Raw genomic sequence first — 16814 nt, forward strand, 5'->3', positions numbered from 1 at the left:
CAACCACTCGCACAGGAGGCATCCCATGAAAACGGGAGCACTCAGGACGAATGACGTCGAATCCGACGAAATTACTGAATTTAATAGAGAATTTCTGTTTACTTCCGGCAGCGGGCAATTGCGCGCCAAGGGCATTCGCGAAAAGATAGCGATTCCCGCCCGCGGCGGCGAAGACATTGCCAGCCCACTGCAGCAGGCACTGGCCGGCGCCTTTGAGCGTGCGCAGCGGGAGGGCGAGCAGAACCCCATCGCCATCGGCGCGATCCCCTTCGATGTCAGCGAACCTTCATGCCTGTATATTCCATACAACTATGAATGGAACTCCAAGGATGCGGAACCGATCGTCGCCGATTCGGCCATGCCTGCCCTTGTCGGCCAGAACAGCTTGCCGGACGAGAGCGGTTTCAAGCGCGCCGTCGAACATGCCATCGTCAATTTCCGCCATTCCGAAGTCCGCAAAGCGGTGCTTTCCGTCATGCGTGAACTGACTTTCGCCTCCGAGGTCAATGTCGAAAGATTGCTGGCGAGTCTGGCCAAACAGAACCGCGAAGGTTACCAGTTCCGCATCCCGCTGCCCGATGGCGGCGACCTGATCGGCGTCAGCCCGGAACTCCTGATCCGCAAGCAGGGCGAGAACATCATCTCGAACCCGCTGGCGGGATCGGCAAAACGCATGGTCGATCCGGCAGCGGACAAGGCCAATGCGGATCGGCTGTCGGCTTCTGAAAAGGATCATTACGAACATAGCCTCGTCATTGAGGATATCCGCTCGCTGCTTTCGCCGGTCTGCGCCGAACTCGATGTTCCAGAGAAACCCTCCCTCATCAGCACGGCGGCGCTCTGGCATCTTTCGACCCGCATCGAAGGCCGTCTCGCCGATCCGGTAACCAATGCGCTGCAGCTGGCCTGCCTGCTGCACCCGACGCCAGCCGTCTGCGGTTTCCCCACCGAGCGCGCCCATCGCCTCATCCGCTTCGTCGAGCCTTTCGAGCGCGGCCTCTTCACCGGCATGGTCGGCTGGACGGATTCTGAAGGCAATGGCGAATGGGTGGTGACCATCCGTTGCGGCACCGTGCAGCGAGAAACCGTGCGGCTCTTCGCCGGCGCCGGCATCGTGGAGGCCTCCGAGCCCGAATCAGAATGGGCCGAGGTGCAGACCAAGCTCAAGACCATGCTGAACGCCTGCGGTCTTTCTGCCTAATTTTTCCAGGGACAAACCATGACAATCGAATTTGAACGCTGGCCCGAGGATTTCGTTCGCCGATACCGCGAACGCGGCTACTGGATCGACCGGCCGCTGAGCGGCATTCTCGCTGAACAGGTGCAGCGCCGGCCGGATGCGACGGCGCTGATCTGCGGCGACCGTCGCTTCAGCTATGCCGATCTCGACAGGCAATCCTCCAATCTGGCTGGACATCTCTCCGCCGCAGGCATCGGCAGGGGGGATACGGCGCTGGTGCAATTGCCGAACATAGCCGAGTTCTATCTCGTCTTTTTCGCGCTCATCAAAATCGGCGCTGCCCCCGTCAATGCGCTTTTCAGCCATCGCCGGCTGGAAATGACCTCCTATGCGGAGCAGATCGCGCCGAAGCTGATGATCGCCTCGCGCGGCCACGAGCTTTTCGTCGATGACACATTTGTGGAGGCGCTGAAGGCGGTCTCTCCAAAGCTTGCCGTGACCCTGCTGCTCGGCGAAACCGATCCGCAGCGCAGCCTGGAGCAGAAGCTGGCCGCCCCGGCGGAAAATCCTCCGGCTTACGCCCCTTCCGCCGCCGATGAGGTGGCGCTGTTCCAGCTTTCCGGCGGCAGCACCGGAACGCCGAAACTGATCCCCCGGACGCATAACGACTATGACTACAGCGTCCGGGCCAGCGCGGAGATTTGCGAACTTTCACCGCAGACCCGTTTCCTCTGCGCCATTCCGGTGGCGCATAATTACCCGATGAGCTCGCCCGGCGCGCTCGGCGTGTTCCACGCCGGCGGTGCCGTGGTCATGGCCGCCAATCCCGAGCCGCTTGCCTGCTTCGACCTCATCGAAAAACACGGCGTCGATATCGTGCCGCTTGTGCCGCCGGCGGTGGCCCTGTGGCTGCAGGCAGCTCCCGCCCATCGCGAAAAGCTGAAGTCGCTCAAGCTTCTACAGGTCGGCGGCGCAAGCTTCGCCGAAGCGCTCGCCCGCCAGGTGCCTGAGGTCTTGGGCTGCGACCTGCAGCAGGTGTTCGGCATGGCGGAAGGTCTGGTGAACTACACTCGCTTCGGTGATCCCGACCATATCGTCTTCACCACGCAAGGCAGGCCGATCAGCCCGGACGACGAGATCCGCATCGTCGACGAGGACGGCAACGACGTGCCGGAAGGTGAAGCCGGCATGCTGGCGACCCGTGGTCCCTATACGTTCCGGGGCTATTACCGCGCGCCCGACCACAGCGCCCGGGTCTTCGATAAGGATGGCTTCTATTATTCCGGCGACGTCGTGCAGCGCACGCCCGAAGGTTATCTCAGGGTCGTTGGCCGGGTGAAGGATCAGATCAATCGCGGCGGCGAAAAAGTCGCTTCGGAGGAGGTGGAAAACCTGATCCTGCGGCATCCCGACATCACCCACGCCGCGCTGGTGGCGATGCAGGACGAGCTTCTCGGAGAAAAGAGTTGCGTCTTCGTCGTGTCGCGTAATCCCGCGCTCAAGGCGCCAGCTATCCGCCAGCATCTCGCCGGTCTCGGCGTTGCGGATTACAAACTGCCGGACCGGGTGCGCTTCATCGAGGCCATGCCGCTCACCGCCGTCGGCAAAATCGACAAGAAGCGCCTGCGCGACCTGCTGACAGCCCCCGTCGCCATCAGCGCCTGACAAGCAGCACCAATCGAAAGGGGCGTTCAAAAGAGCGTCCCCATTCCAAAGATTACGCGCCGCCCGAGCCGGCGCAGCAAGAAACCGAGGTCATCATGACGATCCCCACCATTTCCGACTATCCGATGCCGGTCGCCGCAAGCTTTCCGGCCAACAAGACAAAATGGCAGCCCGATGCGAAACGTGCCGTGCTTCTCATCCACGACATGCAGCGTTATTTCCTGCGGTTCTACGAAGCCAACGGCAAGTTGATGACCACCCTCATCGACAATCTCGCCAAGGTGAAGGCATGGGCCGTTCAGAACGGCGTGCCTGTCATCTATACCGCCCAGCCGCATAACCAGCCGCCCGGCGACCGTGCGCTGCTGAATGACATGTGGGGACCGGGACTTACGGTCGTCGATCCCGAATTGCAGAAGGTGGTGGACAAACTTGCGCCGACACCTGACGACGTGGTGCTGACCAAATGGCGTTACAGCGCCTTCCAACGTTCCGACCTTGCGGAGCGGATGAAAGGCTGGGGCCGCGACCAGCTCATCGTCGGCGGCGTTTACGCCCATATCGGCTGCATGATGACGGCGGTGGAAGCCTTCATGAAGGATATTCAACCCTTCATGATCGGTGACGGCGTCGCCGATTTTTCCGAGGCCGAGCACCGCATGGCATTGCAATATGTGGCGACGCGCTGCGGCGTGGTGATCGACACCGCAAGCCTTGTCGGCGCGGGCGAAGCCACCGGCACCCGCGAGTGGCTGAAAGCCCGTGTCCTGCAAATGGTGGAGGATGAAAGCGATATCGACCCCGACGAGAACCTCATTTTCTACGGCCTCGATTCCCTGCAGGTGATGAAGCTCGCCGGCGAGCTGAAGGAACGCGGTGTCACGGTCGGCTTCGATGAGCTTGCGCGTGTACCGACACTCTCCGCCTGGTGGGCGCTGATCGACCAGAAGCGGCTCGCAGCCTGAGCGGACGGACAAGATGACGCAACAGAGATTTACCGGGCGGCGTGCGCTGGTGACGGGCGCGGCCCGGGGCATCGGCCGCCGTATCGCCGAACGCTTCATCGAGGAAGGGGCCGAGGTCATAGGCCTCGACCTTCTGGCCGACACAGTGGAGTCCCCCTTCCGCCAGATCGCACTCGACATCACCCAAGCGGAAGCAGTGGAGACGACCTGCAAGGCAATCGAAAGCGAATGGGGCGGGCTCGATATTCTGGTCAATGCCGCCGGCATATTGCGGCTCGGTGACAGCGAAAGCCTGACGCCAGCGGACTGGAAAACCTGCATGGACGTCAACGCGGCCGGGCCGTTCTATATGCTGCGGCAATGGAGCGGCACCTTCAAACGGCAGCGGCGCGGCGCGATCGTCAACATCGGCTCCAATGCCGCCGTCGTGCCGCGCATCGGCATGATGGCCTATTGCGCTTCCAAGGCGGCGCTGGTCAGCCTCAGCCATTGCGCCGCCCTTGAGCTTGCGCCCTATGGCGTGCGCTGCAATGTCGTTTCACCGGGCTCCACCGATACGCCGATGCTTGCCGGCATGCTGAGCGACCCCGCCGGCAAGGACCGGCTGGTCGCCGGCCTGCCCGAACAGTTCAAGCTCGGCATCCCGCTCGGCAAGATCGCAAGGCCGGACGATATCGCCGATACGGTGCTGTTCCTCGCCTCCGATCAGGCCGGTCATGTGACGATGCAGCAGATCGTCGTCGATGGCGGCGCAACGCTCGCGGCTTAAATTCGAGCCGTTGGATTGAAGGTGAAAAATATGGCCGTCGCAACGACGTTTCATCGCAAAGCCTTCTCCGGCGATCCACCGGAGGCCATCTGGCCTTGGCCGGACGACAGCTGCGATTGCCATTGCCTCACCCTTCGTTACAACGCCGATGAAGGCTGCGGCGGAAAGGTCCCTCCCTTGCCGCCGCAGCTTTTGCGCGCAACGCCAAAACGCAAGGCGGAGTTCATCGCCGGGCGCAGATGCGCGGCAGAAGCCATCCGCCACCTCACCGGCCGTTCCACCTTTCCCGGTATGGGTAAGGACCGCGCGCCCCTCTGGCCCGAAAGCGTGATCGGCGCGATTTCCCACAGCCATGAACGCGCGATTGCGATTGCCGGCTCTTGCGAGCGGTTCTGCGGCATCGGCATCGATATTGAAAAGCTCCTGAGCGAGGAGGAAGCCCGCGATATCGCCACACAGGCCCTAACCGCTCGTGAACGCCACAGCCTCGGCAACACCATCGACCCCTTCATGACCGGCCTGATTTTCTCGGCAAAGGAGAGCCTGTTCAAGGCGCTTTATCCGACAGTGAAACGGTTTTTCTTTTTCGAGGCGGCGGAATTATCCGGCTTCGACGACAACGGCTCGGCCTCGCTGCGGCTGACCGCAGACATTGGCGGCAAATGGCGCAGGGGAACGGAGATTCCCTTCCGTTTCTGCCGCTTCGACGGCTTTCTCGTCACCCGCATCCTGATCGGGCGCTGACGAAAAAGCCGCCCTGGCGCAGGGAATATGACCGCCGATACTGCCCTTTCCGTCATCCGCATGAAATATTGGGACGGTAGGCACCTTGCTGGAATGATTCCAAACAAGCAACGGTGGAGACAGACTATGACCGACATCGATACGAGCAAATTGTCCTGGGACGAATGGGACGAACTGCAGAACCCGCCGCCGGCCGAAACCGATTTCGACCGCGTGGTCGAAACCGCGATTTCCCGCCGCGGCTTTCTCGGCGGCGTGCTTGCCTTCGGTTCGGCCGCGGCCGCCATGGGCACGCTCGGCAACCTGATGAGCAGCACCTCGGCCGAGGCACAGGAAGCCGCCGTCGGCCGTTTCCCCTTCAAGCCGGTTGCCGCCGCCACCGACCACACCATCCATGTCCCGGAAGGTTATAACTGGAAGCCGCTGGCGAAATGGGGCCAGCCGCTGTTCTCCAACGTTCCCGATCTCGACCCCACCAAGGGCGTCAGCGTTGAAAACTCCGACAAGGTCTTCGGCGAAAACACCGACGGCATGGAACTCTTCGTCGTCGGCAGCCACCAGCTGATCGCCGTCAACCATGAATATGTGAACCCGGAAACCAACCTGCCGCACACTGACAAGGGCAACCCGAAGACGGCCGACGATGTGAAAATCCTGCAGAACATGCAGGGCGTCACCGTCATGGAAGTCGCGGAAGATGAGGACGGCTGGAAGATCGTTCTCGACAGCCCCTTCAACCGCCGTATCCACCACAATACGCCGATGAAGCTTTCCGGCCCGGCCGCAGGCTCCGATCTCGTCAAGACCGCCGCCGACCCTGATGGTGTCGACTGTCTCGGAACCTTCAACAATTGCGGCGCCGGCCGCACGCCCTGGGGCACCTACCTCACCTGCGAAGAAAACTTCAACGGCTATTTCGGCACCACCGACGCCGCCTTCAAGCTGCCTGACGACTACAAGCGTTACGGCATCGTCGCCGAGACGCGCTATGCCTATGAGAAGTTCGACGAGCGTTTCGACGTTGCGAAGAACCCCAACGAACCGCGCCGCGCCGGTTACGTGGTCGAGATCGATCCTTCGGACGCCTCCTCCACCCCGATCAAGCGCACCGCGCTTGGCCGCGTCAAGCACGAAAACGCCGCCGTGGTCATCGCCCGCGACGGTCGTGTCGTCGTTTACATGGGTGACGACGAGCGTGGCGAGTTCCTCTACAAATTTGTCTCCAACGGCATCTATGTGCCGGGCGGCGACACCTCCAAGCTGCTTGACGAAGGCACGCTTTACGTCGCCAAGTTCTCTGACGACGGCGCCGGCGAATGGCTCGCCCTGACGCCTGAAACCACCGGCATGAAGATCGACGAAATCTGCGTCTTCACCCGGCAGGCCGCTTCCAAGGTGGGCGCGACGACCATGGACCGCCCGGAATGGGTCGCCATCAACCCGGTCGCCATCGAAGCCTATTGCGCGCTGACCAACAACAGCCGCCGCGGCGAAATGAAGGACGGCAAGCTGCGCGCAAACGCCGGCGGCGACGCCATGGCGATCAACGCCGCCAACCCGCGTGAAAAGAACGAATACGGCCAGATCGTGCGCTGGTATCCGGAAAATGACGACCATGCGGACGGCAAGTTCAAGTGGGACCTGTTCTGCATGGCCGGCAACCCCACCGTCCACAAGGACGCCTATGCGGGTTCTTCGAATATCAACGAAGGCAATATGTTCAATTCGCCTGACGGCATGATGTTCGATAGCACCGGCCTGCTCTGGATCCAGACCGACGGAGAGGACAGCAACGAAGGCGCCTTCGCCGGCCAAGGCAACAACCAGATGCTGGCGGGCGACCCGGCCACCGGCCGCATCGAGCGCTTCCTCACCGCCCCGAAGGGTTCCGAAGTCACCGGCCAGACATGGTCCGGCGATAAGCGCACCCACTTCGTCGGCATCCAGCATCCCGACGCCCCCTTCCCGGATGGCGAAGGCAAGCTGCCGCGTTCGACGATCATCGCCATCAAGCGCGATGACAATGTGAAGATCGGCTGATCTCCCGTAAAGACTCCGGGCCGCGGAAAGTCGCGGTCCGGTTCGATAAAGAAAATGCCGTGCGTGAAGACGCACGGCATTTTCTTTTGCGGTAATCGACGCGGCGTTTTTCAGGCAGTTCCGGCCCGCCGCAACAGCTGTTTCGGCCCGCCCTGAAACACAGGGCGGGCCTTGGCAACCGGCAGGCCGGAATATGAAAATCTCAAACAGCGCGGAAGGAGCGGCTGGCCTGATCCATCAGCGGTTTGAGGAAATAGGAAAGGACGCTTCGTTCTCCTGTCGTGATGAAGGCTTCCACCGGCATGCCCGGCATCAGGTGGAATTCACCCAGCCGCTTTATCTGCTCCTGCGAGGTGGCGACACGCACGAGGTAATAGCTGGCGCCCGTGCGCTGATCCACCGTCACGTCAGCCGAAATGCGCTCCACCGTGCCGGTGATTTCCGGTGTCGTTTTCTGATTGAAGGCGGAAAAACGCAGGTTTGTCGCCTGACCATAATAGATCTGGTCGATATCCTGCGGCGCGACCTTGGCCTCCACCACCAGCTTGTCCACCTCCGGCACGATCATCATGATCTGTTCGCCCGGTGCGATGACACCGCCAACAGTGTGCACGGCAAGTTGATGCACCACGCCATCCTGTGGCGCGAGAATATCGACACGTTTCAGCTGGTCTTCTGCCGCCACCCGCCGTTCGACATATTCGCCGATGCGGGCGTCCATCTCACGCAGATCGGAACCGACCTCCTCCGACCATTGTTCATCGATCTGAAGGATTTGCAGCGCGGTTTCGCTGATCTTCGCCTCGACCCCGGCAATACCCGCCATCAGCCGGCCGATATCGCCATCAATATCCGTGGCCTGACGCTCCAGCGTGCTAAGGCGGCTTTTTTCCATCAGGCCCCTTTCGTGCAGGGATCGAAAACGGATCAACTCCTCATCGACCATGCCCTGTTCGCGAAAATTCGCCGCACGCTCGGCTTCCATGCCGGCGATCTCGTCGCGAAGCTGGCGCACGCGCTGTTCGAGCTGACGCTTCTTACTTTCACGAACGGCACTGCGGGTTTCGAAAAGACGCTGTTCGGCATCCAGCATCGCGACGATATCGGTGTCGCTGCTCCGGTCGAGCAAAGCCTTCGGAAACACAACCTTGCCCGCCCGGTCACGCTCGCTCTCCAGCCGCGCCTTGCGGGCGGTGAATTGATCGAGGCTTTTGACGATGATGGCGAGGTTGGCCCGCGTCATCGTCGCATCGATGCGCATGACGATGTCGCCGGCCTTCACCCGGTCGCCATCGCGCACCATCAATTCGCTGACAACGCCGCCGACCGGATGCTGGACCTTTTTCAGGCTGGTTTCCACCACCAGCGAGCCCTGAGCGATCACCGCGCCAACGATCTCGGTGCCCACCGCCCAGCCGCCAAGCAGGCCCGTCAGCGTGAGAAAGCCGAGCCCGCCAACGAGAAGGTGGCTGCGGATCGAGCGTTTGAGTGTCTGCCATTCGTCCATCTTCATGCCTTTCCTGTTTCCACGGCCTGCACGACCTTGAGGGCGCCCGCCGCGCCGCCGACCGGCCGCAGCACCTTGGCGAGAACCTCTTCCTTCGGACCGAAAGCCTGCTGGCGGCCATCGGCGAGCATCAGCACCTTGTCCACGGCCAGAAGCGCGCTCGGGCGGTGGGCGATGATGACGGCCACCCCGCCGCGTTCGCGAACGCCGAGAATCGCCGCCGTCAGCGCATCCTCACCTTCGGAATCGAGGTTGGAATTCGGCTCGTCGAGCACGACGAGGAAGGGGTCGCCATAAAGTGCCCGCGCAAGGGCGATCCTCTGTTTTTGCCCCGCCGATAATTGCCGCCCCGTCTCGCCGACTTCGGTGGAATAACCATCCGGCAGGCTGACGACGAGATCGTGAATGCGCGCCGCGCGCGCCGCCGCGATGATCTTGTCCGAACTCGCCTGCCGGTCGAAGGAAGCGATGTTTTCGGCAATGGTGCCGTCCAGCAATTCGATCGCCTGCGGCATATAACCGATGTGGCGCGCCAGCGCCTCGGCAGGCCATTGCTCCAGCGTCGCGCCGTCCAGCCGGATGGAGCCTTTGAGCGGCCGCCACAGGCCAACAAGCAAGCGCGCCAGCGAACTCTTGCCGGAACCGCTCGCCCCGATCACGCCAAGGCCGCTGCCGGCCGAAAGCGTGAAGGCGATATCCTGCAGCACCGGCTCCGCCATCTCCGGCGGAATGGCGCTGACGCGCTCGACCGACAGGAGCGCCTGCGGCGCGGGCAGGTCCATGCGCATTCCTGTCTCGGGCAGCAGCGCCAAAGTTTTTTCAAGCCGGCGGCGGCTTTGCCGGGCCGCGATGAAACCTTTCCAGTTGGCGATGGCGAGATCGACCGGCGCAAGCGCCCGCGCTGACAAGATGGAGCCGGCGATGATGATGCCGGGCGTCGCCTGCTCGTTGATGACCAGCCAGGCCCCGACAGCCAGAATGCCGGATTGCAGAACCATGCGCAGCACCTTGCTCGCTACGCCGAAGCCGGAAGCGATATCGCTTGCGGAGCGCTGCTCGCGCACATAAGCGCGATTATCCGCCTGCCAGCGATCCCGCAGCGGCGCCCCCATGCCCATGACGGCGATGATATCGGCGTTGCGCCGGGTGGCTTCGATCAGTCTGTTGCGCCTGGAAACATGTTGCGCAGCCTCTTCGACGGGACGCTTGGAGACCAGCTCCGTCATCAGCGTGAACACGGTGAGAATGACAGCGCCGGTAAGCGCCGTGACGCCGAGCCAGAAATGAAAAGCGAAACAGATGGCAATGTAGAAAGGCAGCCAGGGCAGGTCGAACAGCGCGGTTGGCCCGCTTCCCGACAGGAAAGAACGGATCGTGTCGAGATCGCGAAGCGGCTGCGCCTGGCGACCGCTCACCGGCATGCGCAATTGCAGGCCGATCACCGCATCGTAAACCCGTGAGGACAAAAGCTGATCGAGCCGATCGGCGATGCGCACCAGCAGACGCCCGCGCACCGCATCGAACAGGCCCTGAAACGCATAAAGCACCACAACGATTGCGAACAGCGCCACAAGCGTCGGCAGGCTGCGGCTCGGCAGAACGCGGTCATAGACCTCCATCATGAACAGCGAGCCGGTGAGATATAGAATATTGACCAGAGCGCTCATCAGGCCGATGCCGATGAAAGCGCCGGCGCAGCCGGCGAAAACGCCCTTGATCTGGCGAACATTATTATTGGCGGAACGATGACGCATTTTACTATCCGTTGAGATCGTGGCGACAGCTCCCGGCGATGACATGCCGGTGACAACCGCCCGCGAACGAGAAAAGGGCGCATCCCGGAGAATGCGCCCTTTGCGGGTCAGGCGAAGCGGAAGTCGTCGATGACGAACTGCTCGGTCTTGACGCCGTCGAAGGTGATGGTCGAGCCGTCCTTGAAGGCGATCTCGGCGCCGTTCACACCGTCGGTAAAGGCGCCGGAGGCGATCAGCGTCTGGTAATCGGCAAAGACATCCTTCGAGAGCTGGACGACATCCTTGCCGTCAACGCCGGCCTGGAAATCCGTCACCACGTCCTGACCGCTGCCGGCCGCGAAGACGAAGGTATCCGCACCGCTGCCGCCGGTCAGGACATCGTTGCCTGCCCCGCCGCTCAGCGTGTCGTCACCGGAACCGCCGCTGATCTCGTCGTTACCGTCGCCGCCATAAAGCACGTCATTGCCGGCACCGCCCATCAACACGTCATTGCCGGGGCCACCGTCGACCACGTCGTTGCCCTCGCCGGCAATCACACGGTCGTTGCCGGAGCCGGCATCCGCCATGTCGTTGCCGGAGCCAGCCGACAGCCGGTCATCACCAGCGCCGCCTTCGATCATGTCCTTGTGGCTTGTCCCGATCAGCACATCGGCGCCATCGCTGCCTTCTACGATGTTGTATTCTGTATAACCATCGACAGTGACGGTGGTCGTGCCCGTCGATTCACCGCCATTGGCGTCGCGCACGGTATAGGTGAGTGTGACAGTCGCCTGCTGATCGTCTTCCAGCCTTGCAAAGGCGGAGGAGGGATCGACCACCAGCTTGCCATCGACCACCGCGAAGGCGGCAGCAGCCTGCTCGTTCGTCAGGGAGAGACCGGCAACCGCCGTCACCGCAAAACCGACCAGCGCCAGACGGTCACCCTCGATATCCGTATCGTTGGCAACGAGATCAAAGACGCCCTTGTCCTTTTCCCCGATGGCAATCAAGTCGGCAACCGCGACCGGAGCGTCGTTGACCGCCTTGATGGCGACGGTAACAGTACTCTCGGTCGCGGCTCCCTTACCGTCGGAGACGACGACGGTAAAACTGCCGGTTCCGTTGACGTTTGCATTCGGCGTATAGGTCCAGGCGCCGGTTTCCGCGTCGATCCGGGCGACGCCGTTAGTGGCATCGGCCTTCAGCGCGAAGGAGAGCGTGTCACCGTCGGCATCGGTCGCAACGATCCTGCCGCTGACGGCCGTGTCTTCGTCCGTTTCGACATTGACCGACGAGGCCACCGGCGCATCGTTGACCGGCTTGACGGTGAAGGAAGCTGTCGCTGCGCTTACGCCGCCGCGACCATCGGCAATGGTGTAGCGGAAAGCCGCCTCGCCATTAAAATCGGCCGAGAGCGTGAAGCGAATGCCGGTTTCCTCCAGCACCGCCGTGCCGCCGACCGGGGCCGAGACGCCAGTGACCTTCAGGTCGTCGAGATCGGCGTCGCGATCATTGCCAAGCAGCGTGGCGAAGGAGATGACGAAGGACGGCGCGTCTTCGTTTACCGCCGCAAGCCCGTCATCCGCCGCGACCGGGCCACGATTGACGAGACCGCTGACGATGCCGCTCCGGTTCAGCACAACGCCATCGGCAAAGGACAACCTCTCGATGCCGCCGTCAGCGAGCTGGTTGCTCAGCGTCAGCGTCTCACCGTCGGCAAGTTCGATGACGACGGACTGGCCGTATTTGCGCAGAACCGCTTCGCTGCGGGCGATGTCATGGAGAGACAGGCGGTCAACCGAACCGGTTGCCGAGGCCGTCTCCACAATGACATCCGAACCGTCGCCGCGTCCATACCGATAGCGGTCCGATCCGCCCCCGCCGATCAACAGGTCATTGCCCCGGCCGCCTTCGATGAAATCGTCGCCGAGACCGCCGACGATCATGTCGTCGCCATCATCGCCCCACAGCTCGTCATTGCCGGCGCCGCCGGAAAGGGCGTCATTGCCCTCACCGCCCGAAAGCGCATCGTCACCCGCGCCGCCATCCAGCCGGTCATCGCCGCCAAAACCCTGCAGCTCATCATTACCGTCGAGGCCAAGGATGGTGTCCGCGGCTGCAGTACCCACGAGCAAGTCCGCACCGCTGGTTCCGACGATCCGGTGCGCGTCGAGACCGGATTTGAGATCGACCACGGTCAAATTGTCGAAGGTCAGGCCGGCATTACCCCAGGAATAGAGGCCGAATGTACCGGCAGTGAGTTCGCGGTCACCGATCGGATAGGCAAACAGCGCTTCGTCATTGAGGAAGGCTGTGATCTTGTCGCCGATAACCTCGACGCGCAGCTTCATCTCCTGCCCCTGTTCATATTTGCCCGGCACCTGCGCCAGAATTTCTTCGATCCCGTTTTTCATGCGCACGAGATTAAAAATACTGCCAGCACCGTTGCCGGGGTTGCGATCGAGAATACCGTCAGCGTCGAGTTCGAGCTTGTAGTAGTTCTTGCTGTCCTTGTAACGGAACAGGAAGCCGAGACCATCCTTGTCCGGCGTCTGGAAATTCGCCTCGATGGCATAATCCGTCCACGCCAGCGCCGCCGGATCGTTGAACAGGGCATAGGTTCCGAGACGCAGCACGTTGACGCCGTCGCCCATCGGGCTCCATCCGCGCTTGTACTTGTCGGAATTGGTTGCACCGCTCCACGTCAGTTCGCGGCTCATAAGTCCCGTCGTCTGGAGAAGCTTGCCATCGGAAATCAGCCACTCCGACGACTTGCCGTCCGCACCGATGCCACCGAATTCGCCTTCATCGACGATCTTGAACCGCGCCATCGCTTCGGCTGTCGAGAAGTCCTCGGCAACGAGGATCTTCGTCTTGTCGACCACTGTCACGTCAATCCGGTCCGTCGAAACCGAGCCTTTAGCATCGGTAACCTTCAGAAGCAGCCTGTTGATGCCGACATTCAGATCGACATCAACTTTCTTGCCCGTCGCAACGACGTTGCCCTCAAGGTCTGTCCAGACGAAATCGTTCAATTGCCCTGCCGCAAACGAACTTGAGGCATCGAGCCTGACGGACGCCTTGCCATCACCGTCAAAGTCATAGACCCGCTGATCGATACCCGCTTTCGCGGTGGTGCCAACCTTCGTTACGACAATATCATCGAAAACCGATGCGCGTTGGCCGCTTGAATATAGACCGATCGTACCGCCTGAAAGCGGCGACGTCGCATCCACCACCGGTCCGCCGAAAACGTTCTTGTCTCCCACGAAAATATTGATCGCGCCACCAACGATGGCAACGGTCAACGGAATATCCATATTGTAAGGCGAACCTTCATTCACCGAGGCAAGAAGCGTCTCGACACCATTCGAAACCTTGACCAGTTGACGACGGTTAGTCTCGCCATCCATCGTAAAGCGGTAATAATTCTGCGCATCGCTATAATAGAAATAGACACCGATCGCGTCGTTATCGAGTTGCGTCAGCGTCGCCTCGAAGACGTAATCGCTCCAGCCGGAGGATTGAGCGCCGACATAAACCAGCTTGTTATTGTTTGCATCGCTCTGGTCGAAAAGGGCAGCTTCAGGCGCAGCAAGGCCGTCGCCCGTTGTAGAGCGCGAAAACACCGTGCCCTTCAGCAGGAAATTTCCGGTGTTGCCGTCGGTCGCGCCAAAGTCGGTCGCCCAACCATCCGCCTTGCCGTCGTTGAAATTTTCAACCAGCAGCGTGCGGTCGCCACGAACCAGTACATCGAGTTTATCGCTGGTCTTGACACCGTCTACGTCCGTCGTGGTCAGGGTCAGCTTATGTTTGCCAAGCGAAAGATCGGCGATCGCTTCCTTGCCTTCAGCGACGACATCACCGTTGCTGTCTGTCCAGACGAAACTCCGGATGTCCTGCGAACGCAGCGATTTTGCGGCTGAAAGAGCGACATTGGCGAATGACGCGCCGCTTTCGGCGCTGGCGACGATATCGTCACCGGCATCGGCCATAGCGCGGGCCTTCCCCTGCCCGACATAGATGTTCTCGAACACTTCCTGATGGCCGCGATAATAACCGGTGAGACCATCGCGATCGAGTTCCGGCTTGGTCCGGTAGCCGTCGAGGTAGTCGTCAAAGGCCGTGAAGTAGGTTTCAGTGGTGATGCGATTGTTGTCCGGATCGATGGTGATCAAGCGGATTGCACCGTTGCCGCCATTATTGCCACGCGACTCGACGCCGTTTCCGGTGATTTCACGCGACACGCCGTTCTGGTAGTTGACCAGAAACTGGAAGACCGGTTCGCCGTACTGGTTATAGGTGATGTCCGTTTCCGCACCGTCGCCGAAAATATGGCCGGAGAAGGTCATAACGATGTTGGGATAACGTGCAAGAAGGGCACGGGCAACATATTCGCCGTCATTTGCGCCGCGCTGGTCTGTGCGCATGCCGTAATCGTAGCCCGCACCCTCGTCATAAAGCGGCAGGGCCAGATTGTCCTGACGTGTTGCGTAGCTTATCAGCGAATGAGTGGCGAGCATGACACGATGATCGGGGAACTTCTCGATGACGTCACCCGCCCAGCGGATCACGTCGTCGCGCGGGCCGAATTCCAGCGAGATTGACAACCATTTCGTGCCATCGGGTGCCGTAAAAGTACTATAGGTGTTGCGCGCAGCCGTCTTTTCCTGGTCGTAAGCACCTCCGAAGACGCCGGCATTGGTCGCCGCCTGCTTTTCCGCCGAAAAACGAGCGTCCAGCTGGTCGGAGGAATGATTTGCGGCGTTGCCGTATGCCGCCTGGTCGTGATTGCCGGGAAGCAATGCGTAGGGAAGTTTGCCATCGAGCTTGCGGAGCGCAGCTTCGGCAATATCCCATTCGGAAGGCTGGTTGTTCTGGGTGATATCGCCCACATGGCTCATGAAGACGATGTTATGGCTCTGACGATTGTCGACCAGCCACTGCGTCATTTCGCCGAACAGATGCTTGATCCCGTCGTTCGAGGTGTAGTCCTGTGTGTCGGGGAAAACGGCGATCGTATAGGCATTCGGACCGGCCACGCGCACGCGGAAGTCATCGGCGATGCTTTTGCCGGCGGCGTCCGTTGCAGTGACACGGACATCGGAGTGCCCGAGCTCGGCGAAGTCGAGCGTCAGCTTGTTATCGACGAGCACCGCATTGACGACCTTGTTTTCGCTGTTCTGCACGGTGAAGGTAAGCTTTTCACCGGAGAAGTGCTTCGACAGATCAATCGTCACATTGTCCGCTTCGGGCGTCACCATCATGTCCTTGATGGCGGACGTCTTGACGACGGCGACCGGATCGACGACGGGTTTTTCACCAATGGCGAGAATGCCGGCCTGGGCCGGAGTCAGGAATTCGAGTGCCGTACCGTTGCCGGTGACTTTGCCGGAACCCATGACCGGCGCGGCCGAACCCTGGGCAAAGCCGACTTCGAGGACGCCGACCTTTTCGGCCGCGGACTTCATCTCGACCGGCAAGATGCCGGAGGCCTTGGCCTCGCCAAGATAGGACATTTCCTCACTTGTCAGAGCCTGTTTGAGGAACAGGAAATTGCTGAGATAGCCGGGTGAGGTTTCACCGTTCTCATCGGAAAAGATGAGGAAGCCCTTGGCCATGTCGATGGCGAAGCGGCTCGCGCCGCCATTGATCTTCTGGTTGGCGACGAATTCGCCGTTGATGTATTTATTCATCGAAACCGCGCCATTGGCGTCCGTTTCGATCGTCAGGCCGATGCGGTTCCAGGCGTCCAGCTTCGCCGCACCGCGATAATTGCCGCTGATGCCGACGCCATAGCTGTCGCCGCTCGCCTTGCCGAAAATATCGCCGTCGCTGAGGTTGGTCAGGTCGGTCTGCAAAAAGGGCATCCAGCCGGTGGAGCCGTTTTTCGGGAAATAAACGTCGTAGACGAGGCTGTAGGAGGTCGCCATGCCGGTACCGTTCGGCGCAACGAGAATGCCCTGATTTTGCGAAAGGCGCGGAATGGTCAGCAGCCAGTCGGAAGAGGTTTCGATGGGATTGGCGATCGCGTTTTGGGTGGTCGTCATCTCTTTGGCCTTTACAAAAAATTTTTACAAGAAATGGAGTGGCCGATGGGCCATGACGGCACGACTAGAGACCGGAACTAACGCCCCGATGACGAATTCCTAACAAATCGTAAACACGCCATAGCGATTTCCGATATCGCCCATCGGTTTTGTCGCAGGGT

General features: G+C 61.0%; 9 protein-coding genes. 6 read left to right on the plus strand and 3 right to left on the minus strand.

The annotated features are described in order from the left end of the window. Positions 1-25: 25 nt before the first annotated feature. From ACQZ48_RS15380 to ACQZ48_RS15405, 6 genes are all read left to right on the plus strand, one after another. Complete coding sequence (locus tag ACQZ48_RS15380) at positions 26-1201, plus strand: isochorismate synthase (protein WP_443387891.1); 1176 nt, start codon at positions 26-28, stop codon at positions 1199-1201. An 18-nt stretch (positions 1202-1219) separates the two neighbouring features. Continuing rightward, the gene (locus ACQZ48_RS15385) at positions 1220-2845 is read left to right on the plus strand and encodes a (2,3-dihydroxybenzoyl)adenylate synthase (RefSeq protein WP_448728976.1); all 1626 of its coding nucleotides are present in this window, start codon (positions 1220-1222) and stop codon (positions 2843-2845) included. A 95-nt stretch (positions 2846-2940) separates the two neighbouring features. Next, positions 2941-3810, plus strand: a complete 870-nt coding sequence (locus tag ACQZ48_RS15390; RefSeq protein ID WP_448728977.1) for an isochorismatase family protein — start codon at positions 2941-2943, stop codon at positions 3808-3810. A 13-nt stretch (positions 3811-3823) separates the two neighbouring features. Beyond that, positions 3824-4579 (plus strand): 2,3-dihydro-2,3-dihydroxybenzoate dehydrogenase, encoded by a 756-nt coding sequence (dhbA, locus tag ACQZ48_RS15395; RefSeq protein ID WP_142913227.1) that lies wholly within the window; start codon positions 3824-3826, stop codon positions 4577-4579. A 30-nt stretch (positions 4580-4609) separates the two neighbouring features. Then, positions 4610-5323 (plus strand): 4'-phosphopantetheinyl transferase family protein, encoded by a 714-nt coding sequence (locus ACQZ48_RS15400; RefSeq protein ID WP_448728978.1) that lies wholly within the window; start codon positions 4610-4612, stop codon positions 5321-5323. Positions 5324-5449: 126 nt separating this feature from the next. Then, positions 5450-7363 carry a PhoX family protein gene (locus ACQZ48_RS15405; protein ID WP_077984113.1) on the plus strand — a complete coding sequence of 638 codons (1914 nt, stop codon included), beginning with the start codon at positions 5450-5452 and terminating at the stop codon, positions 7361-7363. A gap of 202 nt (positions 7364-7565) precedes the next feature. On the opposite strand, the gene ACQZ48_RS15410 is transcribed toward ACQZ48_RS15405, so the two are convergent. The 3 genes from ACQZ48_RS15410 to ACQZ48_RS15420 all read right to left on the minus strand — a co-directional run bounded on the left by ACQZ48_RS15410 (position 7566) and on the right by ACQZ48_RS15420 (position 16653). Next, entirely contained in the window at positions 7566-8870 is a 1305-nt protein-coding gene (locus ACQZ48_RS15410) for an HlyD family type I secretion periplasmic adaptor subunit (protein WP_448729030.1), read from the minus strand. Between the two features lie 2 nt (positions 8871-8872). After that, positions 8873-10624, minus strand: a complete 1752-nt coding sequence (locus ACQZ48_RS15415) for a type I secretion system permease/ATPase (protein ID WP_077984115.1) — start codon at positions 10622-10624, stop codon at positions 8873-8875. 107 nt (positions 10625-10731) lie between these two features. Next, positions 10732-16653: an Ig-like domain-containing protein gene (locus ACQZ48_RS15420; RefSeq protein ID WP_448728979.1), complete on the minus strand. Its 5922-nt coding sequence runs from the start codon at positions 16651-16653 to the stop codon at positions 10732-10734. Positions 16654-16814 lie beyond the last annotated feature (161 nt).

Source organism: Agrobacterium sp. 22-209-1 (assembly GCF_053522485.1).

What these genes read in the sequence shown, in the direction of transcription:
- ACQZ48_RS15380 (WP_443387891.1), top strand. Translation starts at nt 26, where the DNA reads ATGAAAACGGGAGCACTCAGGACGAATGACGTCGAATCCGACGAAATT.
- ACQZ48_RS15385 (WP_448728976.1), top strand. Translation starts at nt 1,220, where the DNA reads ATGACAATCGAATTTGAACGCTGGCCCGAGGATTTCGTTCGCCGATAC.
- ACQZ48_RS15390 (WP_448728977.1), top strand. Translation starts at nt 2,941, where the DNA reads ATGACGATCCCCACCATTTCCGACTATCCGATGCCGGTCGCCGCAAGC.
- dhbA (WP_142913227.1), top strand. Translation starts at nt 3,824, where the DNA reads ATGACGCAACAGAGATTTACCGGGCGGCGTGCGCTGGTGACGGGCGCG.
- ACQZ48_RS15400 (WP_448728978.1), top strand. Translation starts at nt 4,610, where the DNA reads ATGGCCGTCGCAACGACGTTTCATCGCAAAGCCTTCTCCGGCGATCCA.
- ACQZ48_RS15405 (WP_077984113.1), top strand. Translation starts at nt 5,450, where the DNA reads ATGACCGACATCGATACGAGCAAATTGTCCTGGGACGAATGGGACGAA.
- ACQZ48_RS15410 (WP_448729030.1), bottom strand. Translation starts at nt 8,870, where the DNA reads ATGGACGAATGGCAGACACTCAAACGCTCGATCCGCAGCCACCTTCTC.
- ACQZ48_RS15415 (WP_077984115.1), bottom strand. Translation starts at nt 10,624, where the DNA reads ATGCGTCATCGTTCCGCCAATAATAATGTTCGCCAGATCAAGGGCGTT.
- ACQZ48_RS15420 (WP_448728979.1), bottom strand. Translation starts at nt 16,653, where the DNA reads ATGACGACCACCCAAAACGCGATCGCCAATCCCATCGAAACCTCTTCC.